The following is a 14,576-nucleotide window of genomic DNA, read 5'->3' as shown; positions in this document are numbered from 1 at the left end:
TTCTCCGTGACGGATAATACATCACATAAAAAAATTTTAGAATAACAACCAGAGAAATCTTAAAGAAAATTTTTGCAAAACACACAAACTGCTAGTACACACAACCACAATAATTAATGTATAAAATATAATTTTTCACATCAGTAATTTCTCTAAATATTTATTTATTCATTATTTAATTTTAAATATTTGCATTCGATAATCATTTCAATGTGGTGGATAAAGCGTAAAATTTCGCCGTTCAGGCAAGTCTGATCCTCTGTTTTTTGATTCAATAAGTTGACGTAAAGATCTTTTCCGATGCGTTTTGATTTATCCCTTCGTATCGGGGAATGTGTAGGTCATATTGCGAGTCATCCAGTTCGGCAAACGGGAGTGATCCGTTCGCACCAGAACGTATAAAGATTAGCCTTCAGTGACCGATATCTTTATTGTTTTGATGAGAAGCGATGCCCGATACGGATCCACCGTATTCATCCAACGCTTTAAAAAATAGTGCCAGAAGGAAATTCAGGTATGATCAACCAGGTTGGAACCCCCTATAACACCAGCACGCAGGCCACAGATACTCCGCGCGCGGCAACCCAGTCTGCTACTGCGGATAGCGTGACCGTAAACGCCGACAGCCAGACCAAACAAGAGGTGGTGTTTTCCTCTCTGGCGCAGCAATTAAGCGACAGCGCAAGCCGTGCAGATGCCGAGTATGCGGGTATCAGCAGAAAAGAACTCGGCGCAAAAGCCACCACGCTGCTCAAAAAAATCACCGGGCCAGATTATGACGCTAACCGGGCGATCAATAACGCTGAAGTGCCCGATTCTTCCGATCCTGAACGTTTGGGCAGGGCAGCTGACGCCACAAAATTTGTTAATGGTTCCGGAAAGAATCCGTTTGCCGGCCTTTCACGCGATCAGCTTGCTTTAATTACCTATGACGACAGTGGACTCTATACCACCAACGAAAGAAGAGCGGCATGGGAAGAGTCATACGATCAGGAATATGCATGGCGCAAAGAGGTGGTCGCCAAAGCGATGGCGGAATACAACAGCAGCGGGAAACTGACCGGTTTCTTTAGCGAGGTGCTGGACCACTATAAAACACTACCGGCTATCGAGCAGGCACAATATCCAGAGAACTATGAAGCGAAATTGCAGAAATGGATTGATCTCGATTACAACTACTTTACCAATACCGTAGAAGGTAAAGGATCGCCGGACGATATTCTCTCGCTGCAAGAAAGCCTGAATATATTGCAACAATAGTCTGGATGGTTCGCTGTTGAAGTTTGGTTATGTGGAAAATATGCCGTTGTTGATTAAACCAACGGCATTACAGCTATACTCGTCATACTTCAAGCGGCTTGTGCGTTGGCTACCCTTATTCACCCCAGTCACTTACCTAAGTAAGCTCCTGGGGATTCATGCGGTTGCCGCCTTCACGCCACTCGAATTATTTAGAGTATATATAGCTATAATATTAATAACATCGCAAAAAATATTCAGGTTTTGAACCCCGATAAAAAATGACGCATCGTTACGTTACAATAATGGCAATGATGAAATGCAATTAACTCAGTAACGTTATCCAACCACTGGGGATATCAGTAAAAAACGTGGCTTCCTGTGTGGCAGTCCGTGTGCCAACAATGACGTACAGACTGAGCGCCGGGTTAACGTTGGTTAAAATGTAGTACGGCTTGCGCCCGAACATATTCCCTTGATTTGGCTGCTGTGCGCCCACGCTACCATCGAGGTTGAATTCAAAATACAGGGCATTCTGCGGTGCAGTGATTTGATACTTATACTTCCCGTAGGATGCGCCATCCAGGACACAAGAAGTGGAAACAGAGTCACCTTTTGAGTTACTGATAATATAACCGCCAATATCCGCAAGGCTTTTGAAATTGTTATCTTTAATAATTTTCTGAATATACGCGATTGCCTGAACTGGTGTTCTCCCTCGGCACGACTCTATTTGTGGCTGGAATCCGGTTTTCTGAATGTCCCCAATGGCCCGATTATCCCCACGATAATAAATAGATGGCATATCTTTATCTCCTCATTAAAATGATATTCATCAGACATACACTGTCGCTATAAACATTTTAAAAATAACAGCAGAGATAAAAAAAGAAATCCGTCTTTTGGCACAGGCTATTTATCGTGATGGTTTAAGCGGCAAAAACATAACAATGCCATCAGCCGTTATGTTCTTCATTCTGTATTATGTCGGAAGATCTCTAAAAATGAATGGTTCGCTTTACTGGGATACTTACAATCCCCCCAGCAACAACGATCGCTACGATGGCACGTTCTCTTCCAATACGATCTCTAACTCTGTTCCCCATCAAACCTCCTCAGAAACCTGGCTGGTTTCCCGCAGCGTTCCCGGTGCATGGCCCACGATGCGTTTAAATGCGCGGCTGAACGCCGCCAGCGATCCGTAACCCAGACGTAGCGCCACCGTTTCAATCGGCTGATGTTCATGACGGATGTACTGAACAGCTAAGCGCATGCGCAGCTCGCTGAGATATTTTACGGGCGTAGTTCCGGTTGCGGAGAGAAAGCGTTCGGCAAAAACGGAACGGGAGGTGCCCGCTTCTTTTGCCAGTTCCGCGACGCTCCAGTTGACGCCCGGATTCTGATGCATCGCGTAAATCGCCCGGCTCAGCCTCGGGTCACGCAATACCTGCACCCAGCCCGTCGCTTTACCGCAGCCGGCTTCAACCCATCCACGCACGATGAGCGCCGCGACCACATCGGCCAGTCGCGCCAGAATGCCGGCAAATCCTACCTGGCGTGTCATCGACTCACGTTCCATGGCCGCAAGAATCGGATGGATTTCTGGCCAGGTCGACATCAGGCGGCTGACCATCATGACTTCCGGCATCGCTTTGATCAGCGGCTGCATTCCACCCAGCTCAAAATCCATGCATCCACTGAAGATCACCGTGTTTTCGGTATCTGGGCAGGGTTCGCAGTCAATCGCACACACCGAATTGCAAATCGGTTCGCTGGGAAATGCCGACACCGGCGTGACGTCAGCCTTTTCATCAGAGAGTAACGCATGCGAATTCCCGTTGGGGATAAACAGCGCGTCCCCGCTTTTTAGCACAAACGTCGCGCCACTCTCCATGCGCAGCAGCGCCGTACCCTGGCTGACAAAATGAAACTGCGCCTTGCCGGGCACGTAGTGGAACGCCACACCAAAGGGAGCGTGGGTTTCAATTCGGCGATAGGTCACCCCGGAAAGACGCATCCCACGCAGAAGCTCGCTGATCAAATCGGGTGACTGAACGGTCATGACGACAACTCCGGACGAATAATCAATAAGTGAAGAGTATATGTCATAGATCGTCCATGTGGAACGCTCTATGCTTCGTGACGGTTGTCACATTTTTCTAACGAGAGAGCAACAGATGAATTCATGTATAGCGGCAAGTGAGGCCATCGCGCCCACCAAACCCGCCTGGCGAGCCGTTTATTCACTGGGACTGGGGGTATTTGGCCTGATTACGGCTGAGTTTCTACCAGCCAGTTTATTAACGCCGATGGCGGCAAGTCTAGGCGTTACAGAGGGAATGGCAGGCCAGGCGGTGACCGCAACGGCGCTGGTCGCGCTGGTGACCGGATTGCTCATCACATCGGCAACCAAAAGCATCGACCGCCGTTGGGTGTTGATGTTTTTCTCGGTGCTGCAAATCATCTCCAGCCTGCTGGTGGCGTTTGCTCCCAATCTGCATGTGCTGCTATTCGGGCGCTTACTGCTGGGGATTGCCATTGGTGGGTTCTGGGCTATGTCCACCGCCACGGCGATGCGTCTTGTGCCCAAGGATAAAGTGCCTAAAGCGCTGGCGGTGATCTTCTCCAGCGTCTCGATTGCCACCGTCGTTGCCGCGCCGCTTGGCAGCTATCTGGGGAGTTTGATTGGCTGGCGAAACGTCTTTATTCTCTGCATTCTGCCGAGCGTTGTGGCGCTGTTTTGGCAGCTGTGGGTGTTGCCATCGATGAAGCCGGAAAGCAGCGGCAGCCTGGGAACAATGCTTCGCGTGCTGCGCCGTCCGGGCATGATCGGCGGACTGCTGGCAACTGTGCTGATCTTCAGCGGACATTTCGCGTTCTTTACCTACCTGCGCCCGTTTCTGGAAACCGTCGGGCAGGCAAGCGTCGAAAATATTTCCCTGATTTTACTCGGCTTTGGCCTCGCCAATTTTGTCGGTACTTCGATTGCCGGTTATCTACTGGCGCGAAACTTACGCCTGACGCTGGCACTTGTGCCCTTTGTGATGGGCGTTCTGGCATTGACCATGGCGGCCTTTGGACATCTGGCGATACTGGATGGTCTGCTGGTGGCAATGTGGGGATTTGCGTTTGGCCTGGTTCCCGTGGGCTGGTCAACCTGGCTTGCAACCACCGTACCGGACGAAGCCGAAAGCGCGGGCGGTTTACTGGTGGCATCGATCCAGTTTGCGATTGGGGCTGGCGCAGCGGGTGGCGGGGTGATATTTGACCTCAACGGAGCCAGCGGTGTGTTTGCTGGCAGCGGATTATTGCTGGTATCAGCAATGGTGATTGTTTTTGCGGGCGTGCGAGTTCGCGCACAATAACACGCTATGCCACACCCAGCGCGGGTGTGGCATTTGTCACTGACCCTTCTTTTGAACTATTAGCGCCCCCAATCGACCAGACGATTCGAAAATCCTCAATAGGAAATCGACCTTTTCCCAACCCAGCTATAAATCTTCCAGCAGATTTTTGGAAAGCTGTCGCAGCATATTCAGATCTTCATCGTTCATACGCATAGAGCAACGCATCTGATTTGGCAGGTCGACGATCCGTTCTTTCAACGCAAGCGCCTTGTCCGTCAGCACCACCTTTTTCATCCGCTCATCACCCGCAACCGCAACCCGGTTTAAAAATTCCTTGGCTTCCAGCTTCTGGACAAGCGGCGTCAGCGTGCCTGAATCAAACAGCGTTTTCTCACTCAGTTCTTTGAGCAGGATATTGTCCTGATCGTACAGGGACAGAAGGACGACAAACTGCGGGTAGGTCAGATCGAATTCTTTCAGCAGCGGCCGATACTGACGGATCAGTGCATTGGCGACCGAATACAGAGAGAAGCACAGCAATTCACCCAAGGTACTGTTTTCTTTCATTTTAAATACTCCGTTACTCACAAGCTTAAAAAAAATTATAAATAACGTTTGACCAAAAACAACTTGTGCGCAAGTATTGTTTACACGATTTAATCGCATTGTTATAAAAACACCCCGATTGAACCTATCAACCTCACGATTTTAAAAAGGGCCAACATCATGAAAACTGTCTCCACCATCCTGACTTCTGCCGTGTTCGCATCTATGACATCCATCGCCTCTGCGCAGCCGATCAATGCCCCTGCACCGACTGCTGGTGTACAGGCATTTCTTGATGTCCTGAATTCCGGTAAGGGCAAACCGATAGAACAGATGACTCCGCAGGAAGCGCGTCAGGTTCTGATCGGTGCGCAACAGGGCGTGAAACTGCCAGCCGCACAGGTGTCTGAAGAAACCATCCAGGTGAACGGTCAGGCTATTAAGCTGAAAATTGTGAAGCCGGAAAATGCATCCGGTACGCTGCCGGTGTTCATGTTTTTCCATGGTGGCGGCTGGGTGTTAGGTGATTTCCCCACTCACGAGCGTTTAATCCGCGATCTGGTCAGGGCGTCTGGTGCAGCAGCGGTGTACGTGGATTACACCCCGTCTCCTGAAGCACGCTTCCCTGTAGCCATCAATCAGGCCTATGAAGCAACGCAGTGGGTGGCCGAGCACGGTCAGGAGATTGGTGTGGACGGTAGTCGTCTGGCGCTGGTCGGCAACAGCGTCGGTGGCAATATGGTCGCGTCTGTTGCCCTACAGGCTAAACAGTTCGGCGGGCCGAAAATTCGTTATAACGTCATGCTGTGGCCTGTAACGGATGCGAACTTCGATAACGCGTCCTACAACCAGTACGAAAAGGGCTATTTCCTGACGAAAAATATGATGAAGTGGTTCTGGGATAACTATACGACCCGTGCGGCAGACCGTAACAACATTCTTGCCTCCCCACTGCGTGCCAGTACTGAACAGTTGAAGGGCTTCCCGCAAACATTGATTCAGACGGCAGAACTGGACGTACTGCGCGATGAAGGCGAAGCGTTCGGACGTAAGCTGGATGCAGCAGGCGTACCCGTGACCGTGACTCGCTACAACGGCATGATCCATGATTACGGCCTGCTGAATCCGCTGAGCGAAGAGCCGACCGTCATCACCGCGCTGGAGCAGGCAGGTGCAGAGTTGCAAAAACACCTGAAATAACGGCTTGATATAGCAACGGTTCTAAATGATAAAAGCCCTGACTATATTAGCCAGGGCTTTTAAGGTACTGCGGATTTAATATTTAACATTCATTGACTTAATAACATTTTACTACTATTGGTACTGCTTCAAATGTACACGTTTATAACAGATAATATTGGGTACTAAAATGAGCTAAACCTCCCTATATTTACTGATTTAAACAGTCTGCCAACCTTATCACCATTCAAAGATATGGCAGGTTAACAAGTACATCCCCCATCGCGATATAGACTCTTTGATGCGTGGCCTTACTCCCGTTGCGATATCTTTCACTCACTAAACCGACACCTAATCGCAACCAACATAAACAAAATCATGGCCTTACATCATCGCGCTTTTACCCCATTTTTGCGATTGTCGATACTGACTACGTGGCCTTAAAGCATCATCAATGTGAGAGTATGAATTCTTCTCAACATCGACTCCCCATACAAAAATATTTCGTGACCTGTATCGCAAAATATTTATTAAAGAGCATATTCGATGTCTTTAACATCACAGCAGGCTGAAACTTTACTGCTGTAATCCCAATCTACGCATTTTAAAAGCAGTGTCAATACTGTTTTTAATAACATGATTTTAATAACATGGCTTTAATAACAGTAGTCATTAGAAAGCTATGAGAAAAACACAGAAAAATAGAGCACTTGCAATATTCATCTCTGCGGCGCCGCGTTTAATTTAATCTCAACGACCGTATGGCCAGTGGTTATTTTTTTTGTACCAACGATGATTAATCCACTTAACGTCAGAATATTTTCCATATCTTTCAACGTTCTGTATCGCGTGCCATCCTGGCAGATGACGGATTGAAAAAGCGCATTCATCAATAACCTTGGTGAGGTTTCCTCATGCTCTAGCAAAGGTTCGATAATTAGTAGCGTTGAATGCCCAATTGATTGCGCGATGGCTTTTAATATTTTCAGGCAGAATTCGTCGTTCCAGTTATGCAATATATTTTTAAGCAGATAAATATTATAACCAAAAGGAATAGCCTCAAAGAAACTGCCGGGAGTGAAAACCATTCTTTCTTTCAATTCAGGATAGTGCTGTGCGACACGCTTTTCGCTTCTGGTACAGACACCGGTCATGTCGAAAAGACACCCCGTTAAATGATGATACTGCTTTATAAGCTCAGTCAAAATAACGCCGCTACCGCCGCCAATATCAACAACGCTGCCAGCCGTTTTAAAAAGCGACGCATATTCTTTAGCCAGCACATATCCCACCGGACGAGATAAATCCCGCATGGCAAGATCGTAAATATCTGCTCGTGACGCGGAGTGCGCCAGATGCTCATATAATGTCAGCCCAAAGACCTGCTTAAAGCCCGATTCCCCCGTACGACTCGTATGCAATAGCCCATCAAACCCCTGATAGTATTCATTACCGAACAGCATACAGAAATGCTTCATTGAACTGATGTTATCCGACATCAGCAGCGCAGAACGTGCATTATTTTTAATAATACTTTCATCTTTCACTTCAAAAAAGCCAAAGACCTCAAGCACCTTGATGATATCAAAAATGTTCTTTTCATTCGCCTGACATTCCTTTGACAATTCAGCGATGGTTGTCCCCTGCTCCCCTATTTTATCTGCTATCCCTATTTCCGCTGCAACGCATAATGCTTTTGCGGCCAAAGGCATCATCATAATTTCTGAAATACTTTTAATATGCTCAGCGGAATTCATATATCTCCCTTTATTCTCTGATTTCATAGCGAGGATGAGTTTACGATCTAGCTCGTCATTGATGACGGTACGCAAAGTATGCGGAAATGAGGCTAAAAACATATCATCCGTTTGGCCGAACGGTAATCCGCCATCTACCATCCGGCCAGAATAAATAAGAGATTAAAGCCTTCCTGTGCAAGATCCGCTATTTCTCCTAGTCCCTTTTAATAATTTACAAACCAGAGTACCAGTTCTATGTTTTTTTAAGCGGGTCATTGTAATTTTCAATTTCTCAGCACGAATATGATTTTATACACCAACTATTATATACCTCAAGATATAAGGAATGTTCGTATGCCTAATACTGATGACGCCCTGATAAATGCGATTTTAGCTAATAATAAACTTATGAAAATAAAGGATTGTCCGGGTGTTCCCACTCAAATGAGTCGTGCTGTTTATGGCAAGACGCAGGATGATTCAGGCAGTGGAACTGTGATTGAAAATAACAAAGACATGCAGAAAAACATCAATATCGCCATCGGGTTCCCTGGAGCCAATTCAGAGACTGCCGTGTGGCACTTCCTGGTTGGGCCGACCGTACACCACTTTGTGGTCATTCCCTGGTATCAGCACACAATACCTCAAGGGTGGGTTTATACCGTTTTTATGGCGTATGAAAATGAATATTCCGTTGGTGAATATGTAAAACATACCGCGCCAGCGCCTTCAGGGGCTAAGGGCTACAAAAAAATATGGACCACCAGTGATCTAAGCAAGATGTTTTCAGATCTATTGACAAGCGATACCGCATGGAAAGAATATTTTGGCCCAACCGGCAAGCCTAAAGCCCAAAGAATAACATACTGGAAATACAAGGTAATTCCCTTAGATACGGCAATCGCTAATGTAAATAATTATAGCTAGCAAAAAATCCACATACTTTAATAATAACAGCGACTATCGCCAGTCTCGTACTGGCGATAATATTTTAATTAATAAGCTAAAAAAAATAAAACCCAACGGTTAGAGCAAGTTTTGAAGATACAATGGAGAGGACGTCCATCAATCTTGATTTTCTGTAGGGAACACAATTCCCCACTGGCGTCGGAGCTCATCCATTGATGCCATAATGGATAGCGTCTCATCCAGAGGCATAATATTACTCTCTGTTTTATTTTCTCTCAGGCACGACATAACTTCTGCGGCTTCGTAATTATATCCATTTCCTTCCAGCGGAATCGTTATCGTCACCGGTTCTTCACCAATGACGGATAGCGTAGCGGAGGTGGCTTTAGAGAAATCAGGGATAGTGATTGAACCTTTGTTGCCGATAATTCTGGCTTCTTTCAACGTCGGCGTATTTATCGAACAGGATAATACGGCGAGCTGGCCGCTTTCATATTGAAATGTCATCGCAGAAAGTTCATCCACGCCGGTTTCATATAAACTGGCGACCCCTTTAATACAAACAGGCTCTTTTTTTAATACCCAGGATGCGAATGATATAGGGTAAATTCCTACATCCATTAGCGCGCCTCCGGCACGGTGCAAACTGATTTTTCGCTCTTCTGGTTCACCCTCTCTTCTAAAACCAAAATCAGCGGTCACCATTCTAATGGGGCCAATCAGGTCTGCCTCAATCCACCCTTGCACCTTCTGCATAATGGGGAAAAAACGGCTCCACATTCCTTCCATCAGGAAAACATTTTTCTCCCTGGCAACGCGAATAACCCCCTGTGTTTCCTTAACATTTAGGGTAAAAGGCTTTTCACACAGAACCGGTTTATTATGGTTTAAACACAGTAAAATATTATCTTTATGCGCGCTATTAGGTGTCGCAATATAGACAACATCCACCTCGTCATCTCTGACCATTTCCTCATAGCTACCGTAGTACTTCTGTGCTTCATAATTTTGACCAAACTGAATAGCACTTTCTATGGAGCGCGAGGCGACAGCATAAAGCTCCGCATCTTCTAAGCCTTGCAATCCTTTGGCAAAATTTTTCGCAATAGTTCCGGTTCCCATGATTGCCCATCTTATTTTTTTCATATTTTCACTCTTAGAATATCCGGAGAGGTAGTTTTTATATTCCCCCAAAAACGATAAAAAAACATCAAGACCGTTATTATTTTTTATAACAACCGCTATCCATTCATTCTCAACAACGTATCCTCATCCCTGAGTCAGACCATCTCAGGGCTGGCGCTTACGCTGTCCAATACCGTGCCAATACGCAGGCCAGTGACTTTCCTCGGCATAGTTATTGATCACGGCGGCGATCGCCACCAGCACAATGCTCCCCAATAGAACGGGCGTGACTAAGAACTCAAACCCCACGGCGCTTTTCCCTGCCAGAATGATCACCAGCGGGTTGGCACCTGCTGGTGGGTGAACCGCGCGAAAATACTGCATCAGCATTATCGCTACGCCAACAGACAGTGACAGCACAACGAGAGTGTCGCCGAATCCATACAAAGCAATCAGACCCACGGCTGACGTAATGAAATGTCCTCCAATCACGTTCCTTGGCTGCGCGAATGGCGATGCTGACGCAGCAAATAAAATGACGCAGGTTGCCCCGAAGGGGGCCATCAACCAAGGTACACCGCTGGACTGCCCCAAATAGCTAAGGATCAGAATCCCTATGCTCCCACCCACTAACCCTTTCATTAGCTGGATAAATGTTGGCTTTGGTGGCAAAGCACCGCCCCCTCTGAGTCTCTTCATGGCCATCCCCGATAAAAAAACATGATGTTATGAAATTGCTGTGCTAGATTAAGTGTACAGATCTGTACACATCCAGGCAAAGAGTACAGATCTGTACACGTAAAAACAACCCATCATTGATGAAGAAAAACGATGAAAGAGATCATGGGCAAGAGAGAGCACATTTTAGATATCGCGGAAGCGCTGTTTAATGAATTTGGCTATACCGCCGTTGGCGTTGATTTAATTAGAGATAAGGCGGGAGTCTCTAAAACATCCATGTATCGCCATTTCGGCTCAAAGAATAAGTTGATTGAAGCCGTGCTGGCTCGCCGACATACGCGCTTTGAGGAAGGGTTAGCCAGTGTGATATCTGGCGCTAACGACGCGGAAAGTCGTCTGGATGCCGTGATGGACTGGCATTTTTCCTGGTTCCGAACCGTCAACTTTAAGGGGTGTATGTTCATGCATGCGCTGGCTGAATTTAAAGGGCAAGACGAAGCCATTACAGCTCTGGCCCTGCGCCATAAAACCTGGATCAAGTCATTCTTGCTATCGATATTCACTGCCGAAGAACCAGAAAAAGAAGACAAAATCGAAGCCATCATGACGTTTATCGAAGGGATGATCGTGAGAGCGGAATTTACTGGCCTAACCCGCGGCGAGGATGTTTATCGCCGACACGCGAGACAGTTAGCCTTCCCTCATCCTTCTCAGTAATCACTCGGTGCCTATCACACATCGGTAGCCACTATTAACTTTATACTCTAAATAATTCGAGTTTCAGGCAGGCGGCAAGAGAAGGCATCCCGATGAGCTTACTCAGGTAAGTGATTCGGGTGACTGAACGTAGCCAACGCACATGCAACTTGAAGTATGACGAGTATATCTCTCATTGAGGAAGTAACCATGAACTCACCACTTACACAAGGCGTTCACCATATTGGTTTGACGGTATCAGCATTGGAAGAAAGCGCGCACTTTTTTACCTCGCTTCTGGGATGGAAAGAGGTAAAACGAAAAGAGGATTATCCCGCCATTTTTGTCAGCGATGGAACGATAATGCTCACGCTTTGGCAGGTACAAACCAGCGAGCCGGTTCAGTTTGATCGAAAAAGTCATGTCGGCTTGCATCATCTTGCCATTAAGGTTGATAGCAAAGCGGCGCTGCTTGAAATCGCTGATAAATTATCAGCGCATAACATCAACATTGAATTCGCGCCCGCTCTGGCTAGCGGTGGCCCGGCCATGCATATGATGTGCTATGAGCCAAGCGGGATCCGCATCGAGTTTTACTGGTCAGGTCAGTAAATGAGACCTAAGAACACCTGACTCATGCGCCACATCAATAATAGCGCTGATATCGCCGCCACTCACCCTGATTTAAAATTGACCAAAATCAATAAAAAATCAGTAAATACATTAATTTACCTTTCTATACTCCCCGTCTTTTGACCTTCCAGTAGGGGGAAGGTGTAACGTCATAGCCTGTGATTCCAGATGATGGCTCTATTGAGGGGAAATGATGATGAAGCTAAAGATGATGGCGGCGCTATTCGGTCTGACATTAAGCGGTTCAGGTTTTGCAGCAACAGCTGACGCTAACGCGTTTCTGGCTAAACAAGGGCTGGCGGGGAAAACGGTCGAGCAGATCGTCGATGTTATCGATCAATCACCGCAGGCAAGACCGCTGCCCTACAGCGCGTCGATTACCAGCAAAGCACTGAAATTATCCGATGGGCAGCAGCAGTATAGCTATCCGCTGGGAAATAAATTCTATCTTTCATTCGCACCTTATATTCAGCAAACCCACCCTTGCTTTAACCACAGTTTATCCGGCTGTCAGGGGGAGCTCGCTAATACCGCATTTGACGTAAAAATCACCGATAAAGCGGGCAATGTTATCGTGCAAAAAACCCTAAACAGTCATCAAAACGGCTTTGTCGGCGTATGGTTACCGCGCAATATTGAAGGAACGATTAACGTGACCTATCAGGGACGCGTGGCAAGCTCACCGTTTGCGACCTATGACGACAGTCAGACCTGCATGACGACACTGCCATTGAAAGAGGCGTAGCAGAAAGCCGGTCGCGAACACGGATTCAGCAAGCAATTGAAGATATTGATGATTTCATACAACACGTGTTATGAAACGCATCTTGCATAGCGATTAATGTGTACACACCGTTCCAACACCCATTAATCGCGAATGTTGCAGGCCATTTTTGATTGGACGTTACTAATCAGATAGGTATGCTTCGTCAGCATTTCGAACTGGATGACATCATTTTCAGCCAGAATGGGGATCGCCTCATCGGGAGCATTATCGTTGGTATTCTTACTCATCGCGATATTGTTCACCACCAGACGGTTCCCCTCCCACACTGAATCAAAGCTGAACGTGCGCCGAATCGTTAGGGGCACACCATTCTCGCTGATGTAAAAACCGTTGACTAAAACCAGCGCTCTATTTTGTCTATTGAGATAAAAATAGACGTCATATTCCTTTCTGATCTGCTGATCTTCCGCATAGAGCTTTACTTCACCCTGGCACACCAGTGGTTTTCTGTATAAATTACTTTTTAAATAAAAAAGGATTCCCAGAGAAAATGAAATAAAAAGCACCAATATAGTGCAAAAAATTTTCTTTCTGACTTTAATTATTAACATAAGTCACACATCCCTTCCCATCCTTCTTGCAGGAAATAACGATTTCACTTTTCTTATCCGGCATTCCAGATATAACAATTTTTTTCGACAGGAAGAATAACGTGTTATCTGAACACAGGTTTTCATAGTCGGTTGGGAGAGGATAACCCACGCTGTCATATAAATAGAAAAGATCGCACTTCCCGCTCATCTTCACGTCGACAAGGTGTCGATACGGGAAACGGTTTACGTTTCCCAACGCGAGCAGGAAAATCCCGGCTATCATTGTCCAGATGAGAAGGAACCGGATATATTGTTGTTTTTTTACTGGCTCAGGTATGGCGAGATGCTTTATAGAAAAGGGCTTTTTTTCTTCATCACTCTCCTCTTCAACGTGCTTTTCACCTCCTTGATTTAACGTTTCTTCCTCTCCTTCATCCGCCGTTGGATAGGAAACAATGCTTTCCACGTTAAAAACAATACCTAGCTTAGGAATAGTCACAATCGAATCCGAAAGGTCAAATTCGCGTAATACCTTCCTTAACAGAGATAAATAGTTGTTTAGATTATTAAGAGAAGGGCAAAGTGCATGCTTTTCTAGTGCCTCTTTTAACAAAAAATCGCGGCTTAGCGTTACCCCCTGATTCTCAATGAGCAAACAGAGCAATCGAGAAATAGGAAAGCTCAGAGAGATTGCTTCATTTTCACGTTCTATCCATGCAAGCGTTCCTTCTCCTTCATTAAAAATGATTAAGTCATTAATCAAATAAACCATACGTGCTTTTCCATCAAGATTAAGAAGCGCTATTCGTTTGTTATAATCAGCCTGATAGATACATCATTTATGGTGATAAAACTTATGGAATAGTCTTAAAATCACCATGCTACAACAAAAAATACGTTATCTATAAAAGCAGAAACAATTATATATCTCAATTCGCAGGCTCTATCTCAGGCAAGGATAAAAACTTACCTATTTGTTGTCAAAGATTATCTACCTTTCATTTACCCTCTATCTAAATAAAAAGACATTTCATTATTTGGTAATGCCTCCAATTAGTAGAACATATATTTTTCGATGAAGGCTCCAATGACTTTTTCGTGGATTTCTATTGAGCGCGAGAAGCAAATCGTTTTGCGAGCCAGCCTCTTGATTCGAGTACGG

At 46.0% G+C, this 14,576-nt stretch carries 16 protein-coding genes; 7 read left to right on the top strand and 9 right to left on the bottom strand.

Going from position 1 to position 14,576, the window contains the following annotated elements; genetic code table 11:
* Window positions 1–516: 516 nt before the first annotated feature.
* The gene (locus Q3A88_RS07370) at window positions 517–1,260 is read left to right on the top strand and encodes a hypothetical protein (protein WP_181393588.1); all 744 of its coding nucleotides are present in this window, start codon (window positions 517–519) and stop codon (window positions 1,258–1,260) included.
* Between the two features lie 304 nt (window positions 1,261–1,564).
* On the opposite strand, the gene Q3A88_RS07365 is transcribed toward Q3A88_RS07370, so the two are convergent.
* On the bottom strand, window positions 1,565–2,044 hold the full coding sequence (locus Q3A88_RS07365) for a hypothetical protein (protein ID WP_104213363.1): 480 nt from the start codon (window positions 2,042–2,044) through the stop codon (window positions 1,565–1,567).
* 300 nt (window positions 2,045–2,344) lie between these two features.
* Window positions 2,345–3,301 carry an AraC family transcriptional regulator gene (locus Q3A88_RS07360; RefSeq protein ID WP_039283847.1) on the bottom strand — a complete coding sequence of 319 codons (957 nt, stop codon included), beginning with the start codon at window positions 3,299–3,301 and terminating at the stop codon, window positions 2,345–2,347.
* Window positions 3,302–3,416: 115 nt separating this feature from the next.
* On the opposite strand from Q3A88_RS07360, the gene Q3A88_RS07355 reads away from it, so the two are divergent.
* On the top strand, window positions 3,417–4,604 hold the full coding sequence (locus tag Q3A88_RS07355) for an MFS transporter (protein WP_317177666.1): 1,188 nt from the start codon (window positions 3,417–3,419) through the stop codon (window positions 4,602–4,604).
* 126 nt (window positions 4,605–4,730) lie between these two features.
* Here the strand turns inward: Q3A88_RS07355 and Q3A88_RS07350 are convergent, their stop codons facing one another.
* Entirely contained in the window at window positions 4,731–5,153 is a 423-nt protein-coding gene (locus Q3A88_RS07350; RefSeq protein ID WP_039283843.1) for a MarR family winged helix-turn-helix transcriptional regulator, read from the bottom strand.
* Between the two features lie 159 nt (window positions 5,154–5,312).
* Between Q3A88_RS07350 and Q3A88_RS07345 the strand changes: the two genes are divergently transcribed.
* Window positions 5,313–6,332: an alpha/beta hydrolase gene (locus tag Q3A88_RS07345; RefSeq protein ID WP_317177665.1), complete on the top strand. Its 1,020-nt coding sequence runs from the start codon at window positions 5,313–5,315 to the stop codon at window positions 6,330–6,332.
* 698 nt (window positions 6,333–7,030) lie between these two features.
* Here the strand turns inward: Q3A88_RS07345 and Q3A88_RS07340 are convergent.
* Window positions 7,031–8,068, bottom strand: coding sequence for a methyltransferase (locus Q3A88_RS07340; RefSeq protein WP_110163607.1), 1,038 nt, complete (start codon window positions 8,066–8,068; stop codon window positions 7,031–7,033).
* A 336-nt stretch (window positions 8,069–8,404) separates the two neighbouring features.
* Between Q3A88_RS07340 and Q3A88_RS07335 the strand changes: the two genes are divergently transcribed.
* Window positions 8,405–8,977, top strand: a complete 573-nt coding sequence (locus Q3A88_RS07335) for a hypothetical protein (protein ID WP_317177664.1) — start codon at window positions 8,405–8,407, stop codon at window positions 8,975–8,977.
* A gap of 138 nt (window positions 8,978–9,115) precedes the next feature.
* Here Q3A88_RS07335 and Q3A88_RS07330 read toward each other — a convergent pair whose 3' ends face one another.
* Both Q3A88_RS07330 and Q3A88_RS07325 read right to left on the bottom strand, forming a co-directional pair.
* Entirely contained in the window at window positions 9,116–10,105 is a 990-nt protein-coding gene (locus tag Q3A88_RS07330; RefSeq protein ID WP_317177663.1) for a Gfo/Idh/MocA family oxidoreductase, read from the bottom strand.
* 144 nt (window positions 10,106–10,249) lie between these two features.
* The gene (locus Q3A88_RS07325) at window positions 10,250–10,783 is read right to left on the bottom strand and encodes an HPP family protein (protein ID WP_039283836.1); all 534 of its coding nucleotides are present in this window, start codon (window positions 10,781–10,783) and stop codon (window positions 10,250–10,252) included.
* Window positions 10,784–10,915: 132 nt separating this feature from the next.
* Here Q3A88_RS07325 and Q3A88_RS07320 point away from each other — a divergent pair, with 132 nt between their 5' ends.
* The 3 genes from Q3A88_RS07320 to cueP all read left to right on the top strand — a co-directional run bounded on the left by Q3A88_RS07320 (window position 10,916) and on the right by cueP (window position 12,839).
* On the top strand, window positions 10,916–11,482 hold the full coding sequence (locus tag Q3A88_RS07320) for a TetR/AcrR family transcriptional regulator (protein ID WP_080163952.1): 567 nt from the start codon (window positions 10,916–10,918) through the stop codon (window positions 11,480–11,482).
* Window positions 11,483–11,671: 189 nt separating this feature from the next.
* Window positions 11,672–12,073, top strand: coding sequence for a VOC family protein (locus Q3A88_RS07315; RefSeq protein ID WP_317177662.1), 402 nt, complete (start codon window positions 11,672–11,674; stop codon window positions 12,071–12,073).
* Window positions 12,074–12,287: 214 nt separating this feature from the next.
* Window positions 12,288–12,839, top strand: a complete 552-nt coding sequence (gene cueP, locus Q3A88_RS07310; protein WP_317177713.1) for a copper-binding periplasmic metallochaperone CueP — start codon at window positions 12,288–12,290, stop codon at window positions 12,837–12,839.
* 122 nt (window positions 12,840–12,961) lie between these two features.
* Here the strand turns inward: cueP and Q3A88_RS07305 are convergent, their stop codons facing one another.
* The 3 genes from Q3A88_RS07305 to Q3A88_RS07295 form a co-directional block, all read right to left on the bottom strand.
* On the bottom strand, window positions 12,962–13,432 hold the full coding sequence (locus Q3A88_RS07305; RefSeq protein ID WP_110163519.1) for a FidL: 471 nt from the start codon (window positions 13,430–13,432) through the stop codon (window positions 12,962–12,964).
* On the bottom strand, window positions 13,419–14,186 hold the full coding sequence (locus tag Q3A88_RS07300) for a transcriptional regulator (protein ID WP_317177661.1): 768 nt from the start codon (window positions 14,184–14,186) through the stop codon (window positions 13,419–13,421). Before Q3A88_RS07300 ends, Q3A88_RS07305 begins: the two co-directional genes overlap by 14 nt.
* Before the next feature lie 281 nt (window positions 14,187–14,467).
* The coding region (locus tag Q3A88_RS07295; RefSeq protein ID WP_317177712.1) for an IS1 family transposase at window positions 14,468–14,576 on the bottom strand (109 nt) is incomplete at its 5' end.

Origin of the sequence: Pectobacterium sp. HCp5_1, assembly GCF_032905925.1 — a bacterium.
GTDB classification, from domain to species: domain Bacteria; phylum Pseudomonadota; class Gammaproteobacteria; order Enterobacterales; family Enterobacteriaceae; genus Pectobacterium; species Pectobacterium brasiliense_A.
The sequence above is the reverse complement of the archived record's forward strand: the minus strand, read 5'-3'. Positions and strand labels throughout refer to the sequence as shown.

Excerpts from the sequence above, each read along its gene's own strand:
- cueP (WP_317177713.1), top strand. The coding sequence starts at position 12,288 with ATGATGAAGCTAAAGATGATGGCGGCGCTATTCGGTCTGACATTAAGC.
- Q3A88_RS07335 (WP_317177664.1), top strand. The coding sequence starts at position 8,405 with ATGCCTAATACTGATGACGCCCTGATAAATGCGATTTTAGCTAATAAT.
- Q3A88_RS07365 (WP_104213363.1), bottom strand. The coding sequence starts at position 2,044 with ATGCCATCTATTTATTATCGTGGGGATAATCGGGCCATTGGGGACATT.
- Q3A88_RS07305 (WP_110163519.1), bottom strand. The coding sequence starts at position 13,432 with ATGTTAATAATTAAAGTCAGAAAGAAAATTTTTTGCACTATATTGGTG.
- Q3A88_RS07370 (WP_181393588.1), top strand. The coding sequence starts at position 517 with ATGATCAACCAGGTTGGAACCCCCTATAACACCAGCACGCAGGCCACA.
- Q3A88_RS07340 (WP_110163607.1), bottom strand. The coding sequence starts at position 8,068 with ATGAATTCCGCTGAGCATATTAAAAGTATTTCAGAAATTATGATGATG.
- Q3A88_RS07345 (WP_317177665.1), top strand. The coding sequence starts at position 5,313 with ATGAAAACTGTCTCCACCATCCTGACTTCTGCCGTGTTCGCATCTATG.
- Q3A88_RS07330 (WP_317177663.1), bottom strand. The coding sequence starts at position 10,105 with ATGAAAAAAATAAGATGGGCAATCATGGGAACCGGAACTATTGCGAAA.
- Q3A88_RS07300 (WP_317177661.1), bottom strand. The coding sequence starts at position 14,186 with ATGGTTTATTTGATTAATGACTTAATCATTTTTAATGAAGGAGAAGGA.
- Q3A88_RS07315 (WP_317177662.1), top strand. The coding sequence starts at position 11,672 with ATGAACTCACCACTTACACAAGGCGTTCACCATATTGGTTTGACGGTA.
- Q3A88_RS07320 (WP_080163952.1), top strand. The coding sequence starts at position 10,916 with ATGAAAGAGATCATGGGCAAGAGAGAGCACATTTTAGATATCGCGGAA.
- Q3A88_RS07355 (WP_317177666.1), top strand. The coding sequence starts at position 3,417 with ATGAATTCATGTATAGCGGCAAGTGAGGCCATCGCGCCCACCAAACCC.
- Q3A88_RS07325 (WP_039283836.1), bottom strand. The coding sequence starts at position 10,783 with ATGAAGAGACTCAGAGGGGGCGGTGCTTTGCCACCAAAGCCAACATTT.
- Q3A88_RS07360 (WP_039283847.1), bottom strand. The coding sequence starts at position 3,301 with ATGACCGTTCAGTCACCCGATTTGATCAGCGAGCTTCTGCGTGGGATG.
- Q3A88_RS07350 (WP_039283843.1), bottom strand. The coding sequence starts at position 5,153 with ATGAAAGAAAACAGTACCTTGGGTGAATTGCTGTGCTTCTCTCTGTAT.